Origin of the sequence: Nitrospira sp. ND1, assembly GCF_900170025.1 — a bacterium.
Taxonomy (GTDB): Bacteria; Nitrospirota; Nitrospiria; order Nitrospirales; family Nitrospiraceae; genus Nitrospira_A.
In genome coordinates, this window is record NZ_FWEX01000005.1 from 815,307 (window position 1) to 833,956 (window position 18,650).

Sequence of the window (18,650 nt, forward strand, 5' to 3'; positions counted from 1 at the left end):
GAGGGCCACTTACACCGTATACTCAGCCACCGCAAACTTACGGCGGCCGACACGCATATAAAGCGGCTTCCCGGCCGTTAACGGGATCGCGGCATTGGCATCCGTGAATTTCTGCTCATTGATCTCCACCCCACCCTGCACGATCAAGCGCCTGGCTTCACTTTTACTCGGCACCAAGCCGGTTTTCGCAATCAAATCGACCAATCCGATTGAAGGGACGGCGGGATCCTTCACATCGGAGGGCGTGAGGATCACACGGGCGTCCGGCTGCTCCGGAAATTCCCGCGATTGAAACTTTTGCTGAAACATGGCCTTGGCTTCTCGACCGGCCTCAGCCCCGTGGTAACGGGCCACAATCAGCTCCGCCAACGACTGTTTGGCATCCATGGGGTGAGCCGTCTTCACGCGTTCCAAATCTTCCGTCGTCAGCAGTTCGTAGTATCGGTGCATCAGCGCATCGCTGATCGACATGACCTTGCCGAACATCTCGTCAGGGTTGTCCTCCAACGCAATATAATTGCCGAGGCTCTTGCTCATCTTACGAACGCCGTCGGTTCCCTCCAGGAGCGGCATGGTGATGACGACCTGCGCGTCTTGCCCATAGTCACGCTGCAGGTCCCGTCCCATCAGAAGGTTGAATTTTTGATCGGTACCGCCCAATTCAACGTCGGCCTTGAGCGCGACGGAATCATACCCCTGGATCAAAGGATACATGAACTCATGGATGCTGATCGGCTTCCCCTCCGTATACCGCTTGTGAAAGTCTTCCCGCTCCAGCATGCGAGCCACGGTGTAGTGCGCGCTCAATTCAATCAACCCATCGGCCGTCATCGCACTCATCCAACGACTGTTGAACTCCACCTGTGTTTTTTGAGGGTCCAGAATCTTGAAGATCTGGCGCTCGTACGTCTTGGCGTTCTCCAACACCTTTTCCTTCGACAGCGCAACACGCGTCTCCGACCGCCCCGTCGGATCGCCGATCATACCGGTGAAGTCACCGATCAGAAAGATGACCTGATGCCCGAGGTCTTGAAAGTGTTTCAACTTGTGGATCAGGACGGTGTGACCGAGATGCAGGTCCGGAGCCGTGGGATCGAAGCCCGCCTTGACCCGCAGCGGTCGCTGTTCCTTGATCGCGCGAGCCAGCTTTGATTCCAGCTCGGTCGGATTAATAACCTCAACGATCCCTCGAAGTATAAGGTCCAACTGTTGCGCTACGGAAGTCACAGAGTTCCTTTGTGTCGAGCCAGTGATCGGGTATTGGTGACGAGCACGTGGGGACGAAGCCGGTCGAACTTCTTTCGACCGATGCCTTTCACCTGCTGAAGGTCTTCGATTTTTCCAAATGGTCCACGTGCGGTCCGGTGATCGATCACTCGCTGGGCCAACTTGGGGCCAATACCGGGCAGGGCCTGTAAATCCGACGCGGTGGCGTGGTTGAGATCGACTTGCCGCGCCGCCTCGCGATGAGCCGGACGCAGGCCGCTTGCCGACCGTTCCTGTCGCACAGGGGTTTCGGATTCCTCGACTGTTGGAGCGACAGTAACATCGGGTAGCTTGACGACAAGGCTCGACCCGTCGGCCGAAAACACAGCCTGCGGGGGCGCAATCGAAACCTGCCGTACGGTTGCTGGAACCGGAACCTCAGCCGCAGGCCGAACGGGATGCGACGGTATCTGCCTGACCGGCGTGACTGAACCGATCCAGATCAAGGATCCCAAGGTCACCGCCAACATCGCAACCTTGATGAGAAGTGAGCGCAGCATTATGACGAGGGTTTCCGTGCGAGATGAATGGCATGGCCATGGACGTCTTCCATGGCCTCCATGAGGCCCTCGGCCAAGGTCGGGTGCGCGTGAATCATTTCCGCCACCCGCGAGACTGTGGCGTCTAGATGCATCGCCAGCGCGGCTTCATGGACGAGATCGGCTGCATGCGCCCCGAGAATGTGCACACCGAGAATCCGGTCGCTCTCCGCATCGGCCACCACCTTCAACAACCCTTGAATGTCACCGGTGGCCTGCGCTTTCCCCAACCCGCCGTAACGGAACCGTCCGACCCTCACCCCCTGTTGCGGATCCTTTTCGGCTGCCAGGCACCGGTCACGGGCCTGTTGCTCCGTGAGCCCCACCCGCCCGATTTCAGGTAACGTAAAGATGCCCGTCGGGATGACATCGTAGTCGATCGTCCGGGGACGGCCCATAAAATTCTCGACGGCCACCTTTCCCTGCGCCGACGCGACATGCGCCAGCATCGCCTTGCCGACCACATCGCCGATCGCATAGACCCCGGGCACATTCGTCTCCATCCGGTCGTTGACCACGATTTCGCCGCGCGTCCCGACCTGTACTCCTGCCTTCTCCAATCCAATGCCACGTGAATTGAACCCCCGCCCTACCGACACCAGCACCTGCTCAACATTGAGCGACAGGCCGTCGCGAAGATGGGCGGTGACGAGATCCGGCTGACGAACGATCTGGTCGACCGTGACGCCGGTCCGGATGTCCACGCCGCGCTTCTTCAGCTCGCGCTCCATCATCTGGCTGATCTCTTCATCCTCCAGTGGCAACAGGCGTGGCACGAGTTCGACCAGCGTCACCTGCGTACCCAGCCCGCTGTACAGCGAGGCGAATTCACAGCCTTCCACCCCCCCGCCGACGATCAACAGACTCGTGGGGATCTTGCTGAGGTCCAACGCCTGCTTACTGGTAATGATTTGAGTTCCGTCGATGGGAAATAGGGGGAGATTCGGCCAGGACGAGCCGGTCGCAATGATCAGGCCGTCGGCCACGACCCGGGTTTCTGTGCCATCCGGTTTCGTCACACGGACCGTACGTGCATCGAGCAACTCACCCGTGCCTTCCACATGTTCGATATTCCACGTCTTGAATAACGTGGCGATGCCTTTCACCAGCGTGGCCACGACTTTATTTTTTCTGGCCACCATAACGGCGGGATCGTAGGTGACAGGCCCGCCGAGCTGGATACCGAAGTCCTTGGCCTTCTTTGCCTTGTCGCCAAGCTCCACGACCGACAGCAACGCCTTGCTCGGGATACAGCCCCAATTCAGGCAGACTCCGCCCAAAGCTTGATTTTCGATGACGGTGACTCGCGCACCAAGTTGAGCCGCGCGAATCGCCGCCACATACCCGCCGGGACCGGCGCCAAGAATTGCAAGGTGGTTCACGACGCGCCTAATGTTTCTGTTTGCTCAGAAACGTTTCGTACTGGGCGGCCGTCATCAACTGATCCACTTCAGCCGGGGCCGTGAGGTCGATAACCGCCATCCATCCCTTGCCGTACGGATCGGAATTAACCACCTCAGGATGATCCTTGAGGTCGCTATTGATCTTCGCAACGGTTCCGCTGACCGGGGTATAGATCGTGGACGTGGTTTTGGTCGATTCCACTTCGCCGATCTGTTGGCCGGCGGTGACTTTCGCGCCAACCTTCGGAAGGTCGATAAACACAATATCGCCCAGCGCATCCTGGGCAAAATGACTGATGCCGACTGTCGCCTGCGCTCCTTCAGCACGGACCCATTCATGTTCCTGGTGGTAGCGAAGATTGGACGGTATCATGACTCTCCTCGTGACGGCCGCTGCACGAGCGGCCTACGTGAATAAAAGCGCACAAGAAACGGGCTGCGCGATCGTAAAAGCTGCGAAAAACTTTGTCAAGGAATCACCACGGGCGCGTCCGGCACAAACACCAGGTGACGAATGTCGGGCGTGCGGAGTTCATCCGCCTGCTGCGCGAGCCCCGTGAACATGCCGCCCCCGTGCTCTGCGGGTGTGCGGAGCAACACCCATCCCTGTGGAAGGGTTTGTGGCTCGCCCTTTTCCGATTGAATGACATCGCGACTCCAGCCCTTGAACGCACCGCCAAACGACCGGACATCCGAAGCCTCGCGGGACGGGCCACCCAGTAAGAGATCGAATCCGCGGCGACGCGCTTCGGCCGCATCTTCCCCGTAGTTCACCAGGGCGGACGTCGGATTCGACAAGGCTTCCGGATGAATTTCGATCACCATCCGCAGACGCGGGACAGCCTTCTGCAAGTATTTCTTGAACCGGGCCAGCGTATCGAGCTCCTGGCGCGCCTTCCATCCGACCCACCGCCAGAGGGTCTTGTCGGAATTCGGAGCCGGCTCGTTCGGCCGGAGTGCCATGCGATCGCGAAGGGCCTGGGCCACCTCGGAGGACGGCTGATGGACCTGCGTTTCGAACTGGCGCAACACGCCGTCGCTCACCTCATAGGCAAAACTATTCTCGGCGCGGCTGCGGAACACCAGGCCATCGACACCGGTCTTCAGCAGATCCGCCAGCAGCTGCGCCATTTGTTGCTGAACGGCCGGAGCCAGGAGATCGAACTGCGTCCAGGGATGCACCTTGCGCCGCGTCGGATCGTAGAGCAGCATCTTGGATTCCGGTCGATGGTCGGACAGCGGCGCATGGTACAGATCGAGCACGGCATAGACGGAAATCCCCAGCTCATGGGCCTGCGGCACCATGACCCCGTACCAGTCCGTGAGCACGGGCCCACGCGACGTGGCAAACAACGCTCCACCGGGCAGAGTCGGCAGCGGGCTGCTCGTGGGTGGGCTCGTGGGGATCAGCGGCCTGGTAAAGGACGACTCCAGACTGGCATCCATCAGGATGGCACTGATGCCCTGCGCGCTCAGCTGCCTGATCCAGGCTTCAACCTGGGACATCGGCGGCAGATTGCTGAAGGAGACATACAACGCGGTATGACCGGATCTCGCGCCGGCCGACGAAGCCGGTTGGTTGCGTAGAGCATCGATTCGATGCTGGGCGCGTTCGGCGTAGGAATTTTGCGCGGAAAGGGGCGCGCCCTCCGGACCGGCCAACGTCCGGTACTCTTTGATCGCCGCCGTCACTTCACCCATTTGTTCATACGCCTGCCCCAGATCCCAATGGGCCTCCAGCGCGCGACGGGATTTCGGATAGTTCGTGAGATATCGTTCGTAGAGATGAATGGCGGCGGAATACCGTCCATCGGAGAACGCGGTGGAGGCTTGGTACCAGAGGCTGGTCTCCGCCGCGACTGTCGGGGTTTCCGTCGGAGGCACGACAGCAGGCATCGAGGTCGGCGGCGAACCGGCACAGCCAGCCACGAAAACCATGAGCAGGATAAACGAAAGAAGTGGCGACCCGGCTCGACGGCCCGGCAAGGACCGTCGAGCAGAGATCACATAAGACTTGGCTGCGCTCAACGTGCGCCTACCCGACCAACTCCATTTCGGCAAAGAAATACCCGATCTCGAACTTGGCCGTCTCCGGCGCATCCGAGCCGTGCACCGCGTTGAATTCAATATTGGCCCCATGGGCCGCACGGATTGTCCCCTGCTCGGCCTTGGCGGGATCGGTTGCGCCCATCAGCTCGCGATTCTTCTTGATGGCATTGTCGCCTTGCAGCACCAGCACCACGCAGGGGCCGGACGACATGAACGTACAGAGGCTGTCGAAGAACGGACGCGCCTTGTGCACGGCATAAAATCCCTGCGCCGTGGCTTTCGACATATGCATCAGCCGCATCGCCACAGGCCGCAATCCCGCTTTTTCATACCGATTGATAATGTCGCCGATCGCGTTTTTCTTCACGGCATCCGGTTTCACAATGGCAAGCGTTCGTTCACTCATGGATCGTCAGGCTCCTTCAGCTAAAAAATCGACATTCATTGAAGCGTCAGACACAGTCTCGGAGCATTATAAAGAAGCGGCGGAAGGGCTGGCAAGGTAAAGGACTACTAGAAATGCCGGATAACCATTCGCAGATCCGACCACCCACTCACGTTCAGCGACGCAAGATACAGGCGCAGCCCGCCTCTTACGATCGGAAATGCGCAGCCAGTTCCCCCGGCTTGAACACGCCCCGCTCGGTGATGATACCGGTAATCAACCCGGCCGGGGTGACGTCGAAGGCAGGGTTGAGCACCGCCACGCCGGCCGGAGCGATCGGGTGGCTGCCGTGAATGGCAGTGACTTCCAGCGGATTGCGCTCTTCGATGGGAATCTCGGCGCCCGATTGCGTCGTGAGATCGATGGTGGAGTACGGCGCTGCCACATAGAAGGGAATGTTGTGCGCCCGCGCGAGGACGGCCACGGAATACGTGCCGATCTTATTGGCCACGTCGCCGTTGGCGGCGATCCGATCCGCTCCGACCACGCAGAGCTGAATCTTCCCCTGGCGCATGAGCGCACCGGCCATGTTGTCCGTGATGAGCGTGACAGGAATGTGATCCTGCATCAACTCCCATGCCGTCAGCCGCGCACCTTGTAATACCGGCCTGGTTTCATCGGCAATGACCTGGATCTGCTTCCCCTGCTCCCACGCCGCCCGAATAACACCCAGGGCCGTTCCATACCCGGCGGTCGCAAGGGCGCCGGCGTTGCAGTGCGTCAGAATCGTCTGACCACTCTGGATCAACGCGGCCCCATGCTGCCCCATGGCCTTGCAGAGGGCGATATCTTCATCCAGGATCGTCTGCGATTCTGTGATGAGCTCGGCCTTGATCCCTGCGACCGGGTGATTATTGAGCGCCGCCAGCTTCTGCTTCATCCGGCCGATGGCCCAAAACAGATTGACGGCCGTCGGGCGCGATGCCGCCAGATGGTCGCAGATCTCCCCCACCTGCGTGGCAAAGTCGCGGTACTCGGTGGCCGTCATTGCCTGCGCACCCAGCGCCACACCCATGGCGGCCGTGACACCGATCGCCGGCGCGCCACGGACTTTCAAGTCCCGGATAGCCTGCGCCACCGCGCGATAATCGCGACAGTCGAGGAATTCGACGTGCATCGGGAGGCGGCTTTGATCCAGCAGACGGACCGCTCCGTCTTTCCACTCGACGGTGGGCACCATAGGCATGTCCTCCGGTTGCGTAAGGGGGAAGGAATTTGCCGTCATCTCAGGACGACTGAAAAATCGTGCCATCATGACGATCAGCAGGGCGCGGGTCAAGGGTATGATGGCAGGGTGAGGTAAGCTCGAAAAAGTGGACGCCTTCAACCTACAATAAGAGGGCTGGAGGTGTGAGATGGAACAGGTCCCGCGACAGCAGTATACGAAGGAGTTCCGGGAGCAGGCCGTGCGGCTGGTCTTGGAACAGCAGGTGACGATTCCGGAGGCCGCCCGACGCCTCGCCATGTCGGGCAGGACGCTCGAGCGCTGGGTGGGTCGAGCGCGGCAGGGCCAGCTCACCACGCTGGGGGAGAGCCGACGACCCGTCACGGAGCTGGAAGCAGAGCTATCCCGGCTCAAGCGGGATCTCGCTGAGGCCCGGATGGAGTGCGACATCTTAAAAAAAGCCACCGCGTACTTTGCGAAGGCGCAGCTGCCCGGTACGCGCTGATGAGGACGCTGCGCCTCCAGTATCCTCTGCGTGTGTTGTGTCAGGTGCTGGAGGTGTCTCGAAGTGGCTACTATGCCTGGCTGCATCGACGTCCGTCAAAACGAGCGCAGGAGAATGCGCGGCTGGAAGTGGCGATCCAGGCCGCGCATGTGCGCACCCGACAGACCTATGGTCCAGAACGGCTGCAAGCCGAACTGCGGGAGGACGGTTTTCCCGCCGGGATCGGCCGCATCAAGCGGCTGCGCAAGAAACTGGGGCTGCGCTGTACACCGGTGCGCCGGTTCACCACCACCACGGATTCGACGCACGCCCTGCCGGTCGCGGAGAATGTCTTGGCCCAAACATTTGTTGCCACACGCCCGAATGAGACCTGGGTCACCGACATCACCTATGTGCCGACTGCGGAAGGCTGGTTGTATCTCGCTGGCATCAAGGATCTGTTCACCTGTGAGGTGGTCGGGCATGCCATGGGAGCCCGGATGACGACGGCGTTGGTGAGCCAGGCGCTGGGCGCGGCGGTGTGGGCGAAGCGCCCACGCCCGGGACTGATCCACCACTCCGATCGTGGCTCGCAGTATTGTGCCCAGGCCTATCAGGATCGGCTGCGGGAATTCGGCCTGATTCCGTCCATGAGTCGGAAGGGGAACTGCTATGACAACGCCCCGATGGAGAGTTTCTGGGGGACGCTGAAGAATGAACTGGTGCATCATCGTCGCTACGAAACCCGTGAGCAGGCTCAGCGCGAGATCACGGAGTACATCGAGCTGTTTTATAACCGACAGCGGCGGCACTCCCGACTGGGAAATTGCTCGCCCGCGGCATTTGCCCAGCAGTGGGCCCGTCAGCAGTCGGCGGCGTGAGGCTGCACTTCATGGCGTCCACTCTTGACAACCGGGGTCAGGGTGCCCAACCATACGCGGTGCGGGACCACGCGGGTCGGTCGAGAGAGCGATCAATACGAAGGCGGCGTTACCGGAGCTCTTCCTGCAGGATCTGCGATGCCAGCTTCACATCATCGTCACTCAACGATGGATAAATCGGCAGCGAAATGGCGACATCATCGGCCTCGTCACTGGCAGGAAAATCAGCCAACTCGAGATACCGATGCAAGGGCCGGAAGACGGGCTTGCGGCACTGCAGACCGCGATGCGCCATACGCGAGAGATAGGCCGTGAACTCATCGGACGACTGCAGCCCTTTCTGCAACCGCACGACAAATCGATAGTAGACATGGGTTCGTCCTGCCGGAACCGAGGGCGGAGTGAAGAGTTCGGCAGGCAGGCTGTCGCGATAGACCGCGGCCAACGCTGCTCGCTTCTCGAGAAATTCTCCCAGCTGGTTGAGCTGCGTGACGCCGATCGCGGCTTGCAGATCCGTCATCTTGCAGTTGAACGCCGCCGCATTGAGTGACGGCGCTTGATCGTACTCGCGAAGTGCCCGCACCCGCTCCAGCAACGCCTCATCGTTCGACAGCACCATGCCGCCCTCGCCGGTGCAGAGCAGTTTCGTGGCGTAGAACGAGCAGACCGTGAGCAGACCGACGCTGCCGACTGCGCGGCCCTGTTCCATAGCACCGAGGGTCTGCGCACAATCTTCGATCAGTGGAATCCCGAGGGATTCCAACATCGTCAGATCAGCCGGTAACCCGAACAGGTGCGGCACGATCACCGCCCGAGTGCGTGACGTGCGGGCCTTGCGGACTTTGTGCGGATCCAGATTGTAGGTAACCGGATCGATATCGACGATCCTGGCTTGTGCACCGACTCGCTGGACCGCCAGCCAGGGCGCCGGACAGACATAACTGGGCAGGATGACATTGTCGCCATGCCCGACTCCCATGGCACGCAATGCCAACTCCAGGGCCACCGTGCCTGAGCTGACCGCCACCCCGCCCTGCACCCCGAGATACGCGGCCATACCACGTTCGAATTGCCCGACGACGGGTCCCCCGGCGATCAGACCGGATCGGAGCAGCTCGGTCGCCGCACGAATGTCGTCTTGTCCCAGGGAAGGTTTTGAATGCGGAATCATCGTCATCGCGTCAGGAGCCGCTTGTCGCGCCGGGCCAGCAGGGAGCAGTCAGAGCCTGAAATCGTGCCGGCAGGAAATTTTACGTGGAGGCTCCGGCACAACACAACAGATTCCTGTCGTGCCGTGCCGAACTGGGGTTATAGCGAGATCGTAGAGCTGTCACCGGTGTGATTCGCAGCCGCCCGGTGGCAGCGCTCAACAGGCCACGGCCTTCGGAATGAGAAGATTCTGATAGAGCGGCTCCAGGGGCCAGAGACAGCGGCTCCAGTCATACCAGATCTCCGCCATATGGCGCGCCGCATGGCCGAACCGCTCGCGATCGGGCTGACTCATCAGCAAGGTGTGGATCGACTCAATCATGTCGACGGGCTGATCGGCCACCAACACATCCCTCCCCGGTTGTACCTTCATCCCTTCGATCCCGACTGACGTGGTGATGATCGGAAGGCCCGCCGCCATGGCCTCCAGCATTTTTGTCCGGGACCCGGTGCCGGTACAAAGAGGCGCGACATACATCGTCGCGGCTCGCAGATGAAGTTGCATGTCGGGAACCGCGCCGGTCACCTCGATGCCGGAGCCTGCCAAGCGGCGCACTCGGGGGTCCGGGTTCCTCCCGACTAATCGCAATTCCGCCTTGGGAAAATCCCGTCGAATCGCAGGAAACACTTCCGTGGCCAGGAAGAGCGCGGCTTCGACATTCGGTTCCGCCCCCATATCACCTGTAAACAGCAACAGAGGCGACGTAGCGGCATGATCCGGCTTGGGCAGGATCGTCCGGCAATCGACGCCGTTGGGAACCACCAGCACCCGCTGGCCCGGATGGGCACGTTCGCAACGGATTCGGTCCTCTTCGGATACGACCGTCACACAATGTGCCATGGGCCAGCGGAACCGGTCGAAGATCCCCACCTTGATGAACCGGACCAGTTGTCTCGACCGACCGGTAGCTCCGCCTATGCCCCTGAGTATCCGCAACGGACTCGTCGAGCTGTAGGACCAGACATCCAGCACCACCGGCACCGACACATGGGGCGGGAGATAGGGAATCATCGCGGGCTTTTCTAAGTGCACTGCCCCGTATTGGCCGCTCGCCAGGCGTTCACGGACGACGGCAGCCAACGCCCGATCTTTGACATAGGGACTCACCTGGCCGATTCGATCGAGGAAACCGGGCCCTTGCTGCGGAACAAACATCGTCTCCGCGCAGACATCCTTCAACAGTCGTTGCGCATCCTCCGCGCCGTCGAGCGCCGGAGCAATCAGATCCACCTGAAAGCGACTCCCCAGGAACCGCAACAGGTGCAACATGCGCAAGGCTCCCCCACCCTGCCGGTCGGAGGGCGGCGCCGGAGCCAGAAACAAGAGACGCTTCGTCATGGTCTTGCTTTTTTTCCCAGAATCATCCGGATCAATCCCCCAGTCTGATGTACCGCCGGCCGGGGACCGCACGGACCATGCTTTTGGCTGTATAGCCTGACTGCTTCAGCCCATCGAGTCGAGTCTTTGCTGCTTCCGGTATCCGACTCAAGAATACGGATGCCATTCGACCTGCTGTGGCCTGTGATAGACAGCATGACCGGACAGTGCAGCACGTCTGCATGTGCTATGCCCTGCCGATGCTCTGGGGGCTCTTACACAATATTGACGACTTACGCGGTATAGGTATCCTGCCTGTCGGCAAAATTGACAGCCTGCTGCCATCCAAGACGGCTAAATCTGCACAGGAGGGAGATCGTTGAGCGATGGGAAGATGTTCAGTGACGGCACGGAGAGCATGAACGGCCGACAGCAAACACGCCTGGGCTACGTCCAATTCCAACGGCGCCATAAGCGGCGCAGATTGTCCTGCTCCACGGACCATATGTCCGCCGAGGTCAGGGCGGGTTGCAGTATCCATTCTCTGGTGCTGTGCATGGAGAGTTGCTGTCGAGTGAGATCGAGTTCGGCCCAGATGGCGCCATCCCGGTCCGTCCTCCAGATCTGCGTCTCGACCGCCTGATAGGCCGCCAAGACCTCTCCGGCCGGATGACCATAGGGATTGCCTCGACCGGCAGACACCACAGCGACGGCCGGCCTGATCGCTTCAAGCCACCTCCGCTCCAGCGAACTCTTTGCCCCATGATGCGGAACCTTCAAGAGGGCAATGTGAGCGGAATTCCCGGAATGGGTGAGACGGGTCAAGGCTTCCCGTTCAATATCTCCTGTAAACAAGACACGCTGCTCGCGACAGACCAATTCAGTGACGACCGACAGGTTGTTCAGCGACTCGCTCTTTGCGGAGATCGACGACTCCGGCCTGGGCTGAGGATTGAGCACCACCATGCGGCAGGCAGGCCCTTCGGAAATCAATCGGCCTTCCGTCGCCACCGTGGCTTCGAGCTTCCGCTGCACCATCGCTCGCTCGATCCTGCGCCAGAATTCTTCCTGCCGCTCCGCCCCGTTGGTCCAGAATTTCTCTACCTGAAAATGAGCCAGGATCCAGGCCAGCCCTCCGACGTGATCCAATTGCGGGTGTGTCCCGATGACATGATCGATGCGTCGAATCCCTCGATTCCACAGAAAAGGCGCCACCACACTCCGCCCCATGTCAAACCGCTCATAGGTCGCACCTCCATCGATCAGCGTGACCGTCCCATCGGGCAATTCAATGACCGCACTATCACCCTGCCCCACGTCGAGGAAGGTCACGCGCACCATCTCCTCACCACCGAAGGGACGTGGAGACCAAAGCCACCAGAGCAGGATACAAGCAAGGCCCGAGGCCATGGACCTTCTGAGCAGCGGCGCAGCATGGGCCGGCCACCCCGCCAACAGCGCCCACCCCAGCACATAGAACAGCAGCATCATGGGAATCGTCGGTGCGGCCACGAACCATTCCGCGCCCGGCAAACCGGCCAGCACATGTGTCGAAGCAATCAGCCCTTGCCCCAACGAATCGATGAACGCAGCGCCAGGGAGCGTGCTGCTGTGCGTCACAATCACCCAGACGGCCGACAACAAACTAGTCGGCAAGAAGATGAAACCGACGAAGGGCACCATGAGAAGATTCGCGAATAAACCCATCCATGACACTTGATTGAAGTAACAGGCCACCAGGGGCACGGTGGCAAGCGTCACCAACGCCGTCAGTCGCAGCGACTCGCGAAACCAGTACACCATCCGTCCGGCAGGGGATTGCTTCGGAAGCGGCAATTCATCGACAGGCGTCTCGCGCGACAGCGCCAGGGCCAGCGCCCAGACCGAGACGTAAGACAGTTGAAAGGAAATATCGAACAGCGCCGCAGGATGGACCAACAGCGTCAGACCGGCGGCGGCAGCGAGTGCGTGAAGGAGATAGTGCGGTGAGCCGAGCCATACGGTCCAGAGCGCAACGGCAATCATGATGGCACTACGAATCGTGGCGGTCTCCGCACCGGCCAGCACCGTATAGGCCAGCACCGGAACCAGTGTCAGCAACGCGGCCAGTCTCGTCGCCGTGAGCCACCGCGAGAGGCTCAGCAGAAGTATGGACGGCAGCAACAGACACGCCTTCCTGACCAATGCGAACGAGAGCAAGGCGATGAGACCGAGATGCGAGCCGGAGATCGAGAGAATGTGCACCGTCCCGGTCGTCATGAACCATTCACGGACTTCCGGTGCAAGAAACCCCTGTTCACCGATGGTCAGACTGAGAAACAGGCCCCGACTGGGCTGGGGAAGCGTCTCGGCGGCGGCTCTGACCCGGCCGCGCCATTCTTCGATGAGGGAGGCGAACAGGTGAAGCGGCGCCTCCCGGTCTGGATCAAGCACCTCGATGACGCCGGCTCCTGAGACCGATCCGACGGCATCGACACCCAACGCATCCAGATAGGCCGCATAGTCGAATCCTCTCGGATTCAGAGTTCCCGAGGGTGCATGGACATGGATGCGAGTACGAATCTGCAACCCGCGGTGGAGATCGCGGTCCGGATCTCGCCACGTAAGACGCAAGTGAAACGGTATCGGCAACTGGGGGTCGTCGCTGCCCGTCACCTGCACCATAGCCGTGAGACGGCCCGGCGCATGGCGAACGGCCTCCACAATCGTTCCGGTCAACCGGACAGGAAGCGCCCGGGCACTATCCTGCAGCAGCACGTGCGGAGTGAACGATGCACACAGGGTCCAATGCAGACATCCGCCGAACAGACAGGCCAGGAGCACGTTGCTCTGTTGTGACGTGAGGCGATGCTGACGCTCCAGCCACACGCAGCCGGCAGTACAAGCCAGCAGGACGATCGCGATGCTGAGTGGAAAATACGTGAGGTAGGAACCGAGAACGAGGCCGAGCACAAAGATGATCGTAAGAGTCGGTAACATCCGGCGCCTACGGCATCGGCCCGATGCTATCCGATGCGGGCACGCACGATCTCCGCAAGATGATCGGCGACCTCACGGATGGTGGAATCACGTTCGCCTTCGACCATGATGCGGAGCAGCGATTCGGTGCCGGAATACCGCACAAGCACACGGCCGCTCCCGTTCAGGGTCACTTCGGCTGATTTAATGGCCTGCTGGATATCCGGGATTTGGTTGAGATCCGGCTTATGCTTCACTTTCACGTTCAACAGAATCTGCGGGACGGCAGTCATCGCCTTCGCCAATTCAGACAGCGGCTTCCCGGTACGTTTCATCAGCGAGAGAATCTGCAACGCCGAGATCAAGCCATCGCCCGTGGTGTTGTGGTCCAGGAAAATAAAGTGGCCGGATTGTTCTCCTCCGAAGTTGTATCCGTCGGCCAGCATCCGCTCCATGAGATACCGGTCCCCCACGGGCGTGCGCATCAGCTGGATTCCGGCCTTCTTCATGGCAATTTCCAGCCCGAAATTACTCATGACGGTTCCCACCACGGTCGCGCGGGCAAGTTGGCCCTGCGCGTGCGAATCGAGTCCCAGCGCGGCCATGACATGGTCGCCATCGATGATTTTTCCCTGTTCACAGACAAAAATGGCCCGGTCGGCGTCCCCGTCCAGCGCAATACCGATATGGGCGCCATGCCGACGCACGGCCTCCTGCAGGCGCTCCGGATGCACGGCTCCGCAGCCGTCATTGATGTTCATTCCATCCGGAGTATTTGCGATCACTTCAATTTCTGCGCCGAGTTCGCGGAAAACGGCTGGAGCGACCTTATACGCGGCACCGTTGGCACAGTCCACCACCAGCTTGATCCCCTGAAAATCGAGATCTCTGGGAAGCGAGCGTTTGACGAATTCAATATACCGGCCTTCGGCATCATCGATACGATAGGCCTTTCCGATCGCGTCCGCCGTCGGGCGAAGATGTTTGATCTCGTCGGAAATGATCAGCTGTTCGATGCGCGCCTCTAGCTCATCAGGCAGCTTGAATCCCTCGTTGGAAAAAAACTTGATCCCGTTGTCCTGATAAGGATTATGCGACGCAGAGATCACGACTCCGGCGTCCGCCCGCAGACTTCGCGTGAGGAAGGCAATCGCCGGAGTGGGCAAAGGCCCGACTAGAAGTACGTCGACTCCCATGGAACAGATCCCGGACGTCAGCGCCGATTCCAACATGTATCCCGACAACCGCGTGTCCTTTCCGATGACCACCTGGTGTCGGCCTGCGCGCCGCATGAAAATATGGGCGGCCGCTCGCCCCAATTGCATGGCGATTTCACTGGTCATCGGTTCGAGGTTGGCCACCCCGCGAACACCGTCTGTGCCGAACAATTTACGCATTGGATACCCCTACATGAGAACGCGCGTGACAGGAAATGGCTGACACGACGGATACGGTATCTCGCATCGATCGCACGTCGTGGACACGAATGATCCGGGCCCCTTTAAGGACGGCTACTGCCACCGCGCCGGCGGTGCCGTACCCCCGTTCCTGCACCGGCTGTTGAGTCAGGTTCCCGATAAACTGTTTACGGGAGACCCCTGCCAGAACCGGATAACCGAGCTTCGTGAAGGCGTCAAACTCAGCGAGCAATTGAAGATTATGCTCTTGGAGCTTACCAAAACCGAAGCCGGGGTCAAGGACGATCTGACTTCCCTTGATGCCGTGAGCGATCGCGACCTGCACCCGTTCGCGCAGGAATGCAAGCACCTCTTCCACAACATGGCCGTACCGTGGCGCCTGCTGCATAGATTGCGGAGTCCCCTGCATGTGCATCAACACCACGGCCGCGCCGGTTTCAGCCACCAGCGAGCCCATCAAGGGGTCACCGCGCAATGCGCTAATGTCATTCACGATGGTGGCACCGGCACGAATCGCTCGACGGGCCACCGCGGCTTTAGTCGTATCAACGGAAATAGGAAGCGGCACTGCGTCATGGACCGCTTCCAGGACAGGAAGGAGGCGACGTAATTCCTCTGTTTCGTCGATCGGCTGAGCCCCTGGCCTTGAAGACTCAGCGCCGATGTCGATGATATCGGCACCTTCGGCCTGCATCTGTCTGGCGTGCTGCAGGGCATGCTCGACCGTGAGATAGGCACCGCCGTCTGAAAATGAATCGGGGGTGACGTTGAGCACCCCCATGAGGAGTGGACCTGATTCAAAACTGAACGTCCGAGAGCCAGCAGTTAAGAGGAGAGGGCTTGAGGATGAGGTCGTGGTCACAATCAGGCAGGTCCTTCTCTCTTCCGGATCAGGAACAGGACATCAGTCTGCGACATAACGCACCTGCGGGAGGGAAATCAAACCGACGGCGGTCATGTATAGGAGCGGCTTCCCGACCCGTGGCACGAATTGTATAGGAAGCGCCGTCGTCGCAGGGGCAACACGAATGAAGCCCCTGCGACAACAGCGATACAGAGCTTAGGCGGGAACCGTCTGCGACGAGGATCCTTGAATGAGGATCTGATCGATCTCCAACGCGTCCAGCACTTCTTTTTCCAACAACGCCTCAGCAAGCGCCTTCAGGCTCGTCATATTATCGGTCAAAATGCGCTTCGCACGTTCATAATTTTCCGTAACCAGACGTCTGACTTCGTGATCGATTTCGAGCGCAACCTGTTCGCTGAAATCACGCTTCGACCCCATCTCACGGCCGAGGAATACTTCCTCTTCTTTCCTGCCGAACGTCAGAGGTCCTAACTTTTCACTCATGCCCCATTCACACACCATTTTTCTGGCGAGATCTGTGGCCCGCTCCAAGTCATTCCCTGCCCCGGTCGTCACATCGTGTAGCACCAATTCTTCAGCCACACGACCGCCCATGAGAATCGCGAGATTGTTGTACAGAAAATCCTTCGAGTAATTATGGCGATCGTCGGTGGGAAGCTGCATCGTCACACCGAGCGCCCGCCCACGGGGGATGATCGTGACCTTGTGAACGGGATCCGTCCCCGGCAGCAACTTGGCCATCAGTGCGTGACCGGCTTCATGATAGGCCGTAGTGCGCTTCTCTTCGTCGCTGAGCACCATGCTCTTGCGCTCGGCCCCCATCAGCACCTTGTCTTTCGCCATTTCGAAGTCGATCAGCTCGACTTCTTTCTTGTTCCAGCGCGCCGCCCACAGCGCCGCTTCGTTGACCAGATTTTCCAGGTCGGCGCCGGAGAATCCGGGCGTGCCCCGCGCAATCTTCTCCAATTCCACGTCGGCAGCCAGCGGCACCTTCTTGGTGTGGACTTTCAGAATCTCCGAGCGGCCTCGCAAGTCCGGCCGGTTGACCACGACCTGGCGGTCGAAACGGCCCGGGCGCAGCAACGCCGGATCAAGCACGTCAGGACGGTTCGTGGCGGCAATCAGAATGACGCCTTCCGTCGTGTCGAACCCATCCATCTCGACCAGCAGCTGGTTGAGCGTCTGCTCGCGTTCATCGTGGCCGCCACCGAGACCGGCGCCACGCAAACGACCGACCGCATCGATTTCGTCGATGAAGATGATGCAGGGAGCATGTTTCTTCCCCTGCTCGAAGAGATCTCGGACTCTGGAAGCACCGACTCCGACAAACATTTCCACAAAGTCCGATCCGCTGATACTGAAGAACGGAACGCCTGCCTCGCCGGCAATGGCCTTCGCCAATAACGTCTTTCCAGTTCCCGGAGGACCGACAATCAGGACACCTTTCGGAATGCGCCCGCCCAGTTTTTGAAATTTTCTGGGATCCTTTAAGAACTCAATGATCTCAAGGACTTCTTCCTTCGCTTCTTCAATACCGGCGACATCGGAGAACGTCACCTTTTTGCGCTCTTCGGTCAGCATGCGCGCGCGACTCTTTCCGAACGAGAGTGCTTTATTTCCCCCGATCTGCATCTGGCGCATGAGGAAGAACCAGAGACCGAGGAAAAGGATAAAGGGTCCCCACGTCACCAGGAAGGTGATGTACCAGGGGCTCTCGTCAGGGGGCCGGGCTTCGATCTGGACATCCTTCTCACGCAAGTGCTTGACCAATTCAGGATACTCGGCCGTGTAGGTCCGGATCCGGCTTTGGTCCTTTAAAATTGCGCTGATGTGGTTGGCCTTGATCGTCACCTTCATGACCTCGCCCTTGTCGAGCTTGGCCATGAAATCGCTGAATATGACTTCATCTTCCGGCGCGTGAGTCGGCACGCTGAACAGGTTGAACAGCAAAATCATGAAGAGGCCGACTACGACCCAGAACAGCAAATTCTTTACACGTGAATTCATCCACCTCTCCTTTGAGGATATTAGGCAGACCGAAAAATTAGCTAACCCTGCAGAATGTTACCATACGTTCCGCAGGGGGAACAACCTTTCATGCAGACTCCTGCTCCTGTTCATCCCCCTGATCGAGCGCCGCAAGGTACGGCAGGTTGCGATACTCCTGCCGATAGTCGAGGCCGTACCCGACCACAAATTTATTCGGGATCTTGAATCCCACGTACTCGAGATCCACCTCGACGGTTCGACGATCGGGCTTGCTCAGCAGCGTGCAGACCTTCAACGATCGGGGCTTTCGACGGGATAATGTCTTCATGAGATATTGCACCGTCAGGCCGGAATCGACGATATCCTCCACCAGCAACACGTCTTTGCCCGCAATGGGCTCCGTCAGGTCCGACACCAGCTTGACCTTGCCGGAACTTTTCTTGCCGGCGCCATAACTGGTCACCACGATAAACTCCACCCGCATCGGAATCCGGATGGCCCGCGCCAGATCGGCATAGAAGGCATATGCGCCCTTGAGCACCCCGACCAGCACGAGATCTTTTCCGGCATAATCAGACGCAATTTGCCGGCCGAGTTCACGGATGCGAGTCCGCATCTGCTCTTGCGTCACAATGGGGCGACCAAAAATGCGTTCCAT

The 18,650-nt window shown here is 59.7% G+C and carries 15 protein-coding genes; 1 reads left to right on the forward strand and 14 read right to left on the reverse strand.

Going from position 1 to position 18,650, the window contains the following annotated elements:
* Window positions 1-9: 9 nt before the first annotated feature.
* The 7 genes from tyrS to mtnA form a co-directional block, all read right to left on the reverse strand.
* On the reverse strand, window positions 10-1,227 hold the full coding sequence (tyrS, locus tag NSND_RS03970) for a tyrosine--tRNA ligase (RefSeq protein ID WP_080877721.1): 1,218 nt from the start codon (window positions 1,225-1,227) through the stop codon (window positions 10-12).
* Entirely contained in the window at window positions 1,224-1,766 is a 543-nt protein-coding gene (locus NSND_RS03975) for a ComEA family DNA-binding protein (RefSeq protein WP_080877722.1), read from the reverse strand. The genes tyrS and NSND_RS03975 overlap by 4 nt, the downstream gene beginning before the upstream one ends.
* Window positions 1,766-3,187, reverse strand: a complete 1,422-nt coding sequence (lpdA, locus tag NSND_RS03980) for a dihydrolipoyl dehydrogenase (protein ID WP_080877723.1) — start codon at window positions 3,185-3,187, stop codon at window positions 1,766-1,768. Before lpdA ends, NSND_RS03975 begins: the two co-directional genes overlap by 1 nt.
* A 7-nt stretch (window positions 3,188-3,194) precedes the next feature.
* The gene (gcvH, locus tag NSND_RS03985) at window positions 3,195-3,581 is read right to left on the reverse strand and encodes a glycine cleavage system protein GcvH (RefSeq protein WP_080877724.1); all 387 of its coding nucleotides are present in this window, start codon (window positions 3,579-3,581) and stop codon (window positions 3,195-3,197) included.
* 95 nt (window positions 3,582-3,676) lie between these two features.
* A complete protein-coding gene (locus NSND_RS03990; RefSeq protein ID WP_159450627.1) occupies window positions 3,677-5,104 on the reverse strand; it encodes a tetratricopeptide repeat protein in 1,428 nt (475 codons plus the stop codon).
* 139 nt (window positions 5,105-5,243) lie between these two features.
* Window positions 5,244-5,663, reverse strand: coding sequence for a nucleoside-diphosphate kinase (gene ndk, locus NSND_RS03995; protein ID WP_013249257.1), 420 nt, complete (start codon window positions 5,661-5,663; stop codon window positions 5,244-5,246).
* Between the two features lie 187 nt (window positions 5,664-5,850).
* On the reverse strand, window positions 5,851-6,882 hold the full coding sequence (gene mtnA, locus NSND_RS04000; RefSeq protein ID WP_080877726.1) for an S-methyl-5-thioribose-1-phosphate isomerase: 1,032 nt from the start codon (window positions 6,880-6,882) through the stop codon (window positions 5,851-5,853).
* Window positions 6,883-7,057: 175 nt separating this feature from the next.
* On the opposite strand from mtnA, the gene NSND_RS04005 reads away from it, so the two are divergent.
* Window positions 7,058-8,232, forward strand: a protein-coding gene (locus NSND_RS04005; RefSeq protein ID WP_143833382.1) for an IS3 family transposase whose coding sequence is annotated in 2 segments (ribosomal slippage) — window positions 7,058-7,343 and window positions 7,343-8,232 — 1,176 coding nt in all. Because the reading frame shifts where the segments join, the coding sequence is not laid out codon by codon here.
* A 109-nt stretch (window positions 8,233-8,341) separates the two neighbouring features.
* Here NSND_RS04005 and NSND_RS04010 read toward each other — a convergent pair.
* The 7 genes from NSND_RS04010 to hpt all read right to left on the reverse strand — a co-directional run bounded on the left by NSND_RS04010 (window position 8,342) and on the right by hpt (window position 18,650).
* Window positions 8,342-9,403: a DegT/DnrJ/EryC1/StrS family aminotransferase gene (locus NSND_RS04010; protein ID WP_159450628.1), complete on the reverse strand. Its 1,062-nt coding sequence runs from the start codon at window positions 9,401-9,403 to the stop codon at window positions 8,342-8,344.
* Window positions 9,404-9,598: 195 nt separating this feature from the next.
* Window positions 9,599-10,780: a glycosyltransferase family 4 protein gene (locus tag NSND_RS04015; protein ID WP_143833383.1), complete on the reverse strand. Its 1,182-nt coding sequence runs from the start codon at window positions 10,778-10,780 to the stop codon at window positions 9,599-9,601.
* Window positions 10,781-11,206: 426 nt separating this feature from the next.
* Entirely contained in the window at window positions 11,207-13,738 is a 2,532-nt protein-coding gene (locus tag NSND_RS04020) for a DNA internalization-related competence protein ComEC/Rec2 (protein ID WP_080877729.1), read from the reverse strand.
* Window positions 13,739-13,764: 26 nt separating this feature from the next.
* Window positions 13,765-15,114 (reverse strand): phosphoglucosamine mutase, encoded by a 1,350-nt coding sequence (glmM, locus tag NSND_RS04025; RefSeq protein WP_080877730.1) that lies wholly within the window; start codon window positions 15,112-15,114, stop codon window positions 13,765-13,767.
* Window positions 15,107-15,997, reverse strand: a complete 891-nt coding sequence (folP, locus tag NSND_RS04030; protein ID WP_080877731.1) for a dihydropteroate synthase — start codon at window positions 15,995-15,997, stop codon at window positions 15,107-15,109. Before folP ends, glmM begins: the two co-directional genes overlap by 8 nt.
* Window positions 15,998-16,195: 198 nt before the next feature.
* Window positions 16,196-18,010: an ATP-dependent zinc metalloprotease FtsH gene (ftsH, locus tag NSND_RS04035; protein WP_080877732.1), complete on the reverse strand. Its 1,815-nt coding sequence runs from the start codon at window positions 18,008-18,010 to the stop codon at window positions 16,196-16,198.
* Between the two features lie 88 nt (window positions 18,011-18,098).
* Window positions 18,099-18,650, reverse strand: a complete 552-nt coding sequence (gene hpt / locus NSND_RS04040; protein WP_013249265.1) for a hypoxanthine phosphoribosyltransferase — start codon at window positions 18,648-18,650, stop codon at window positions 18,099-18,101.

Excerpts from the sequence above, each read along its gene's own strand:
- NSND_RS03975 (WP_080877722.1), bottom strand. The coding sequence starts at position 1,766 with ATGCTGCGCTCACTTCTCATCAAGGTTGCGATGTTGGCGGTGACCTTG.
- gcvH (WP_080877724.1), bottom strand. The coding sequence starts at position 3,581 with ATGATACCGTCCAATCTTCGCTACCACCAGGAACATGAATGGGTCCGT.
- NSND_RS03990 (WP_159450627.1), bottom strand. The coding sequence starts at position 5,104 with ATGCCTGCTGTCGTGCCTCCGACGGAAACCCCGACAGTCGCGGCGGAG.
- ndk (WP_013249257.1), bottom strand. The coding sequence starts at position 5,663 with ATGAGTGAACGAACGCTTGCCATTGTGAAACCGGATGCCGTGAAGAAA.
- mtnA (WP_080877726.1), bottom strand. The coding sequence starts at position 6,882 with ATGGTGCCCACCGTCGAGTGGAAAGACGGAGCGGTCCGTCTGCTGGAT.
- NSND_RS04010 (WP_159450628.1), bottom strand. The coding sequence starts at position 9,403 with ATGATTCCGCATTCAAAACCTTCCCTGGGACAAGACGACATTCGTGCG.
- NSND_RS04015 (WP_143833383.1), bottom strand. The coding sequence starts at position 10,780 with ATGACGAAGCGTCTCTTGTTTCTGGCTCCGGCGCCGCCCTCCGACCGG.
- NSND_RS04020 (WP_080877729.1), bottom strand. The coding sequence starts at position 13,738 with ATGTTACCGACTCTTACGATCATCTTTGTGCTCGGCCTCGTTCTCGGT.
- glmM (WP_080877730.1), bottom strand. The coding sequence starts at position 15,114 with ATGCGTAAATTGTTCGGCACAGACGGTGTTCGCGGGGTGGCCAACCTC.
- ftsH (WP_080877732.1), bottom strand. The coding sequence starts at position 18,010 with ATGAATTCACGTGTAAAGAATTTGCTGTTCTGGGTCGTAGTCGGCCTC.
- hpt (WP_013249265.1), bottom strand. The coding sequence starts at position 18,650 with ATGGAACGCATTTTTGGTCGCCCCATTGTGACGCAAGAGCAGATGCGG.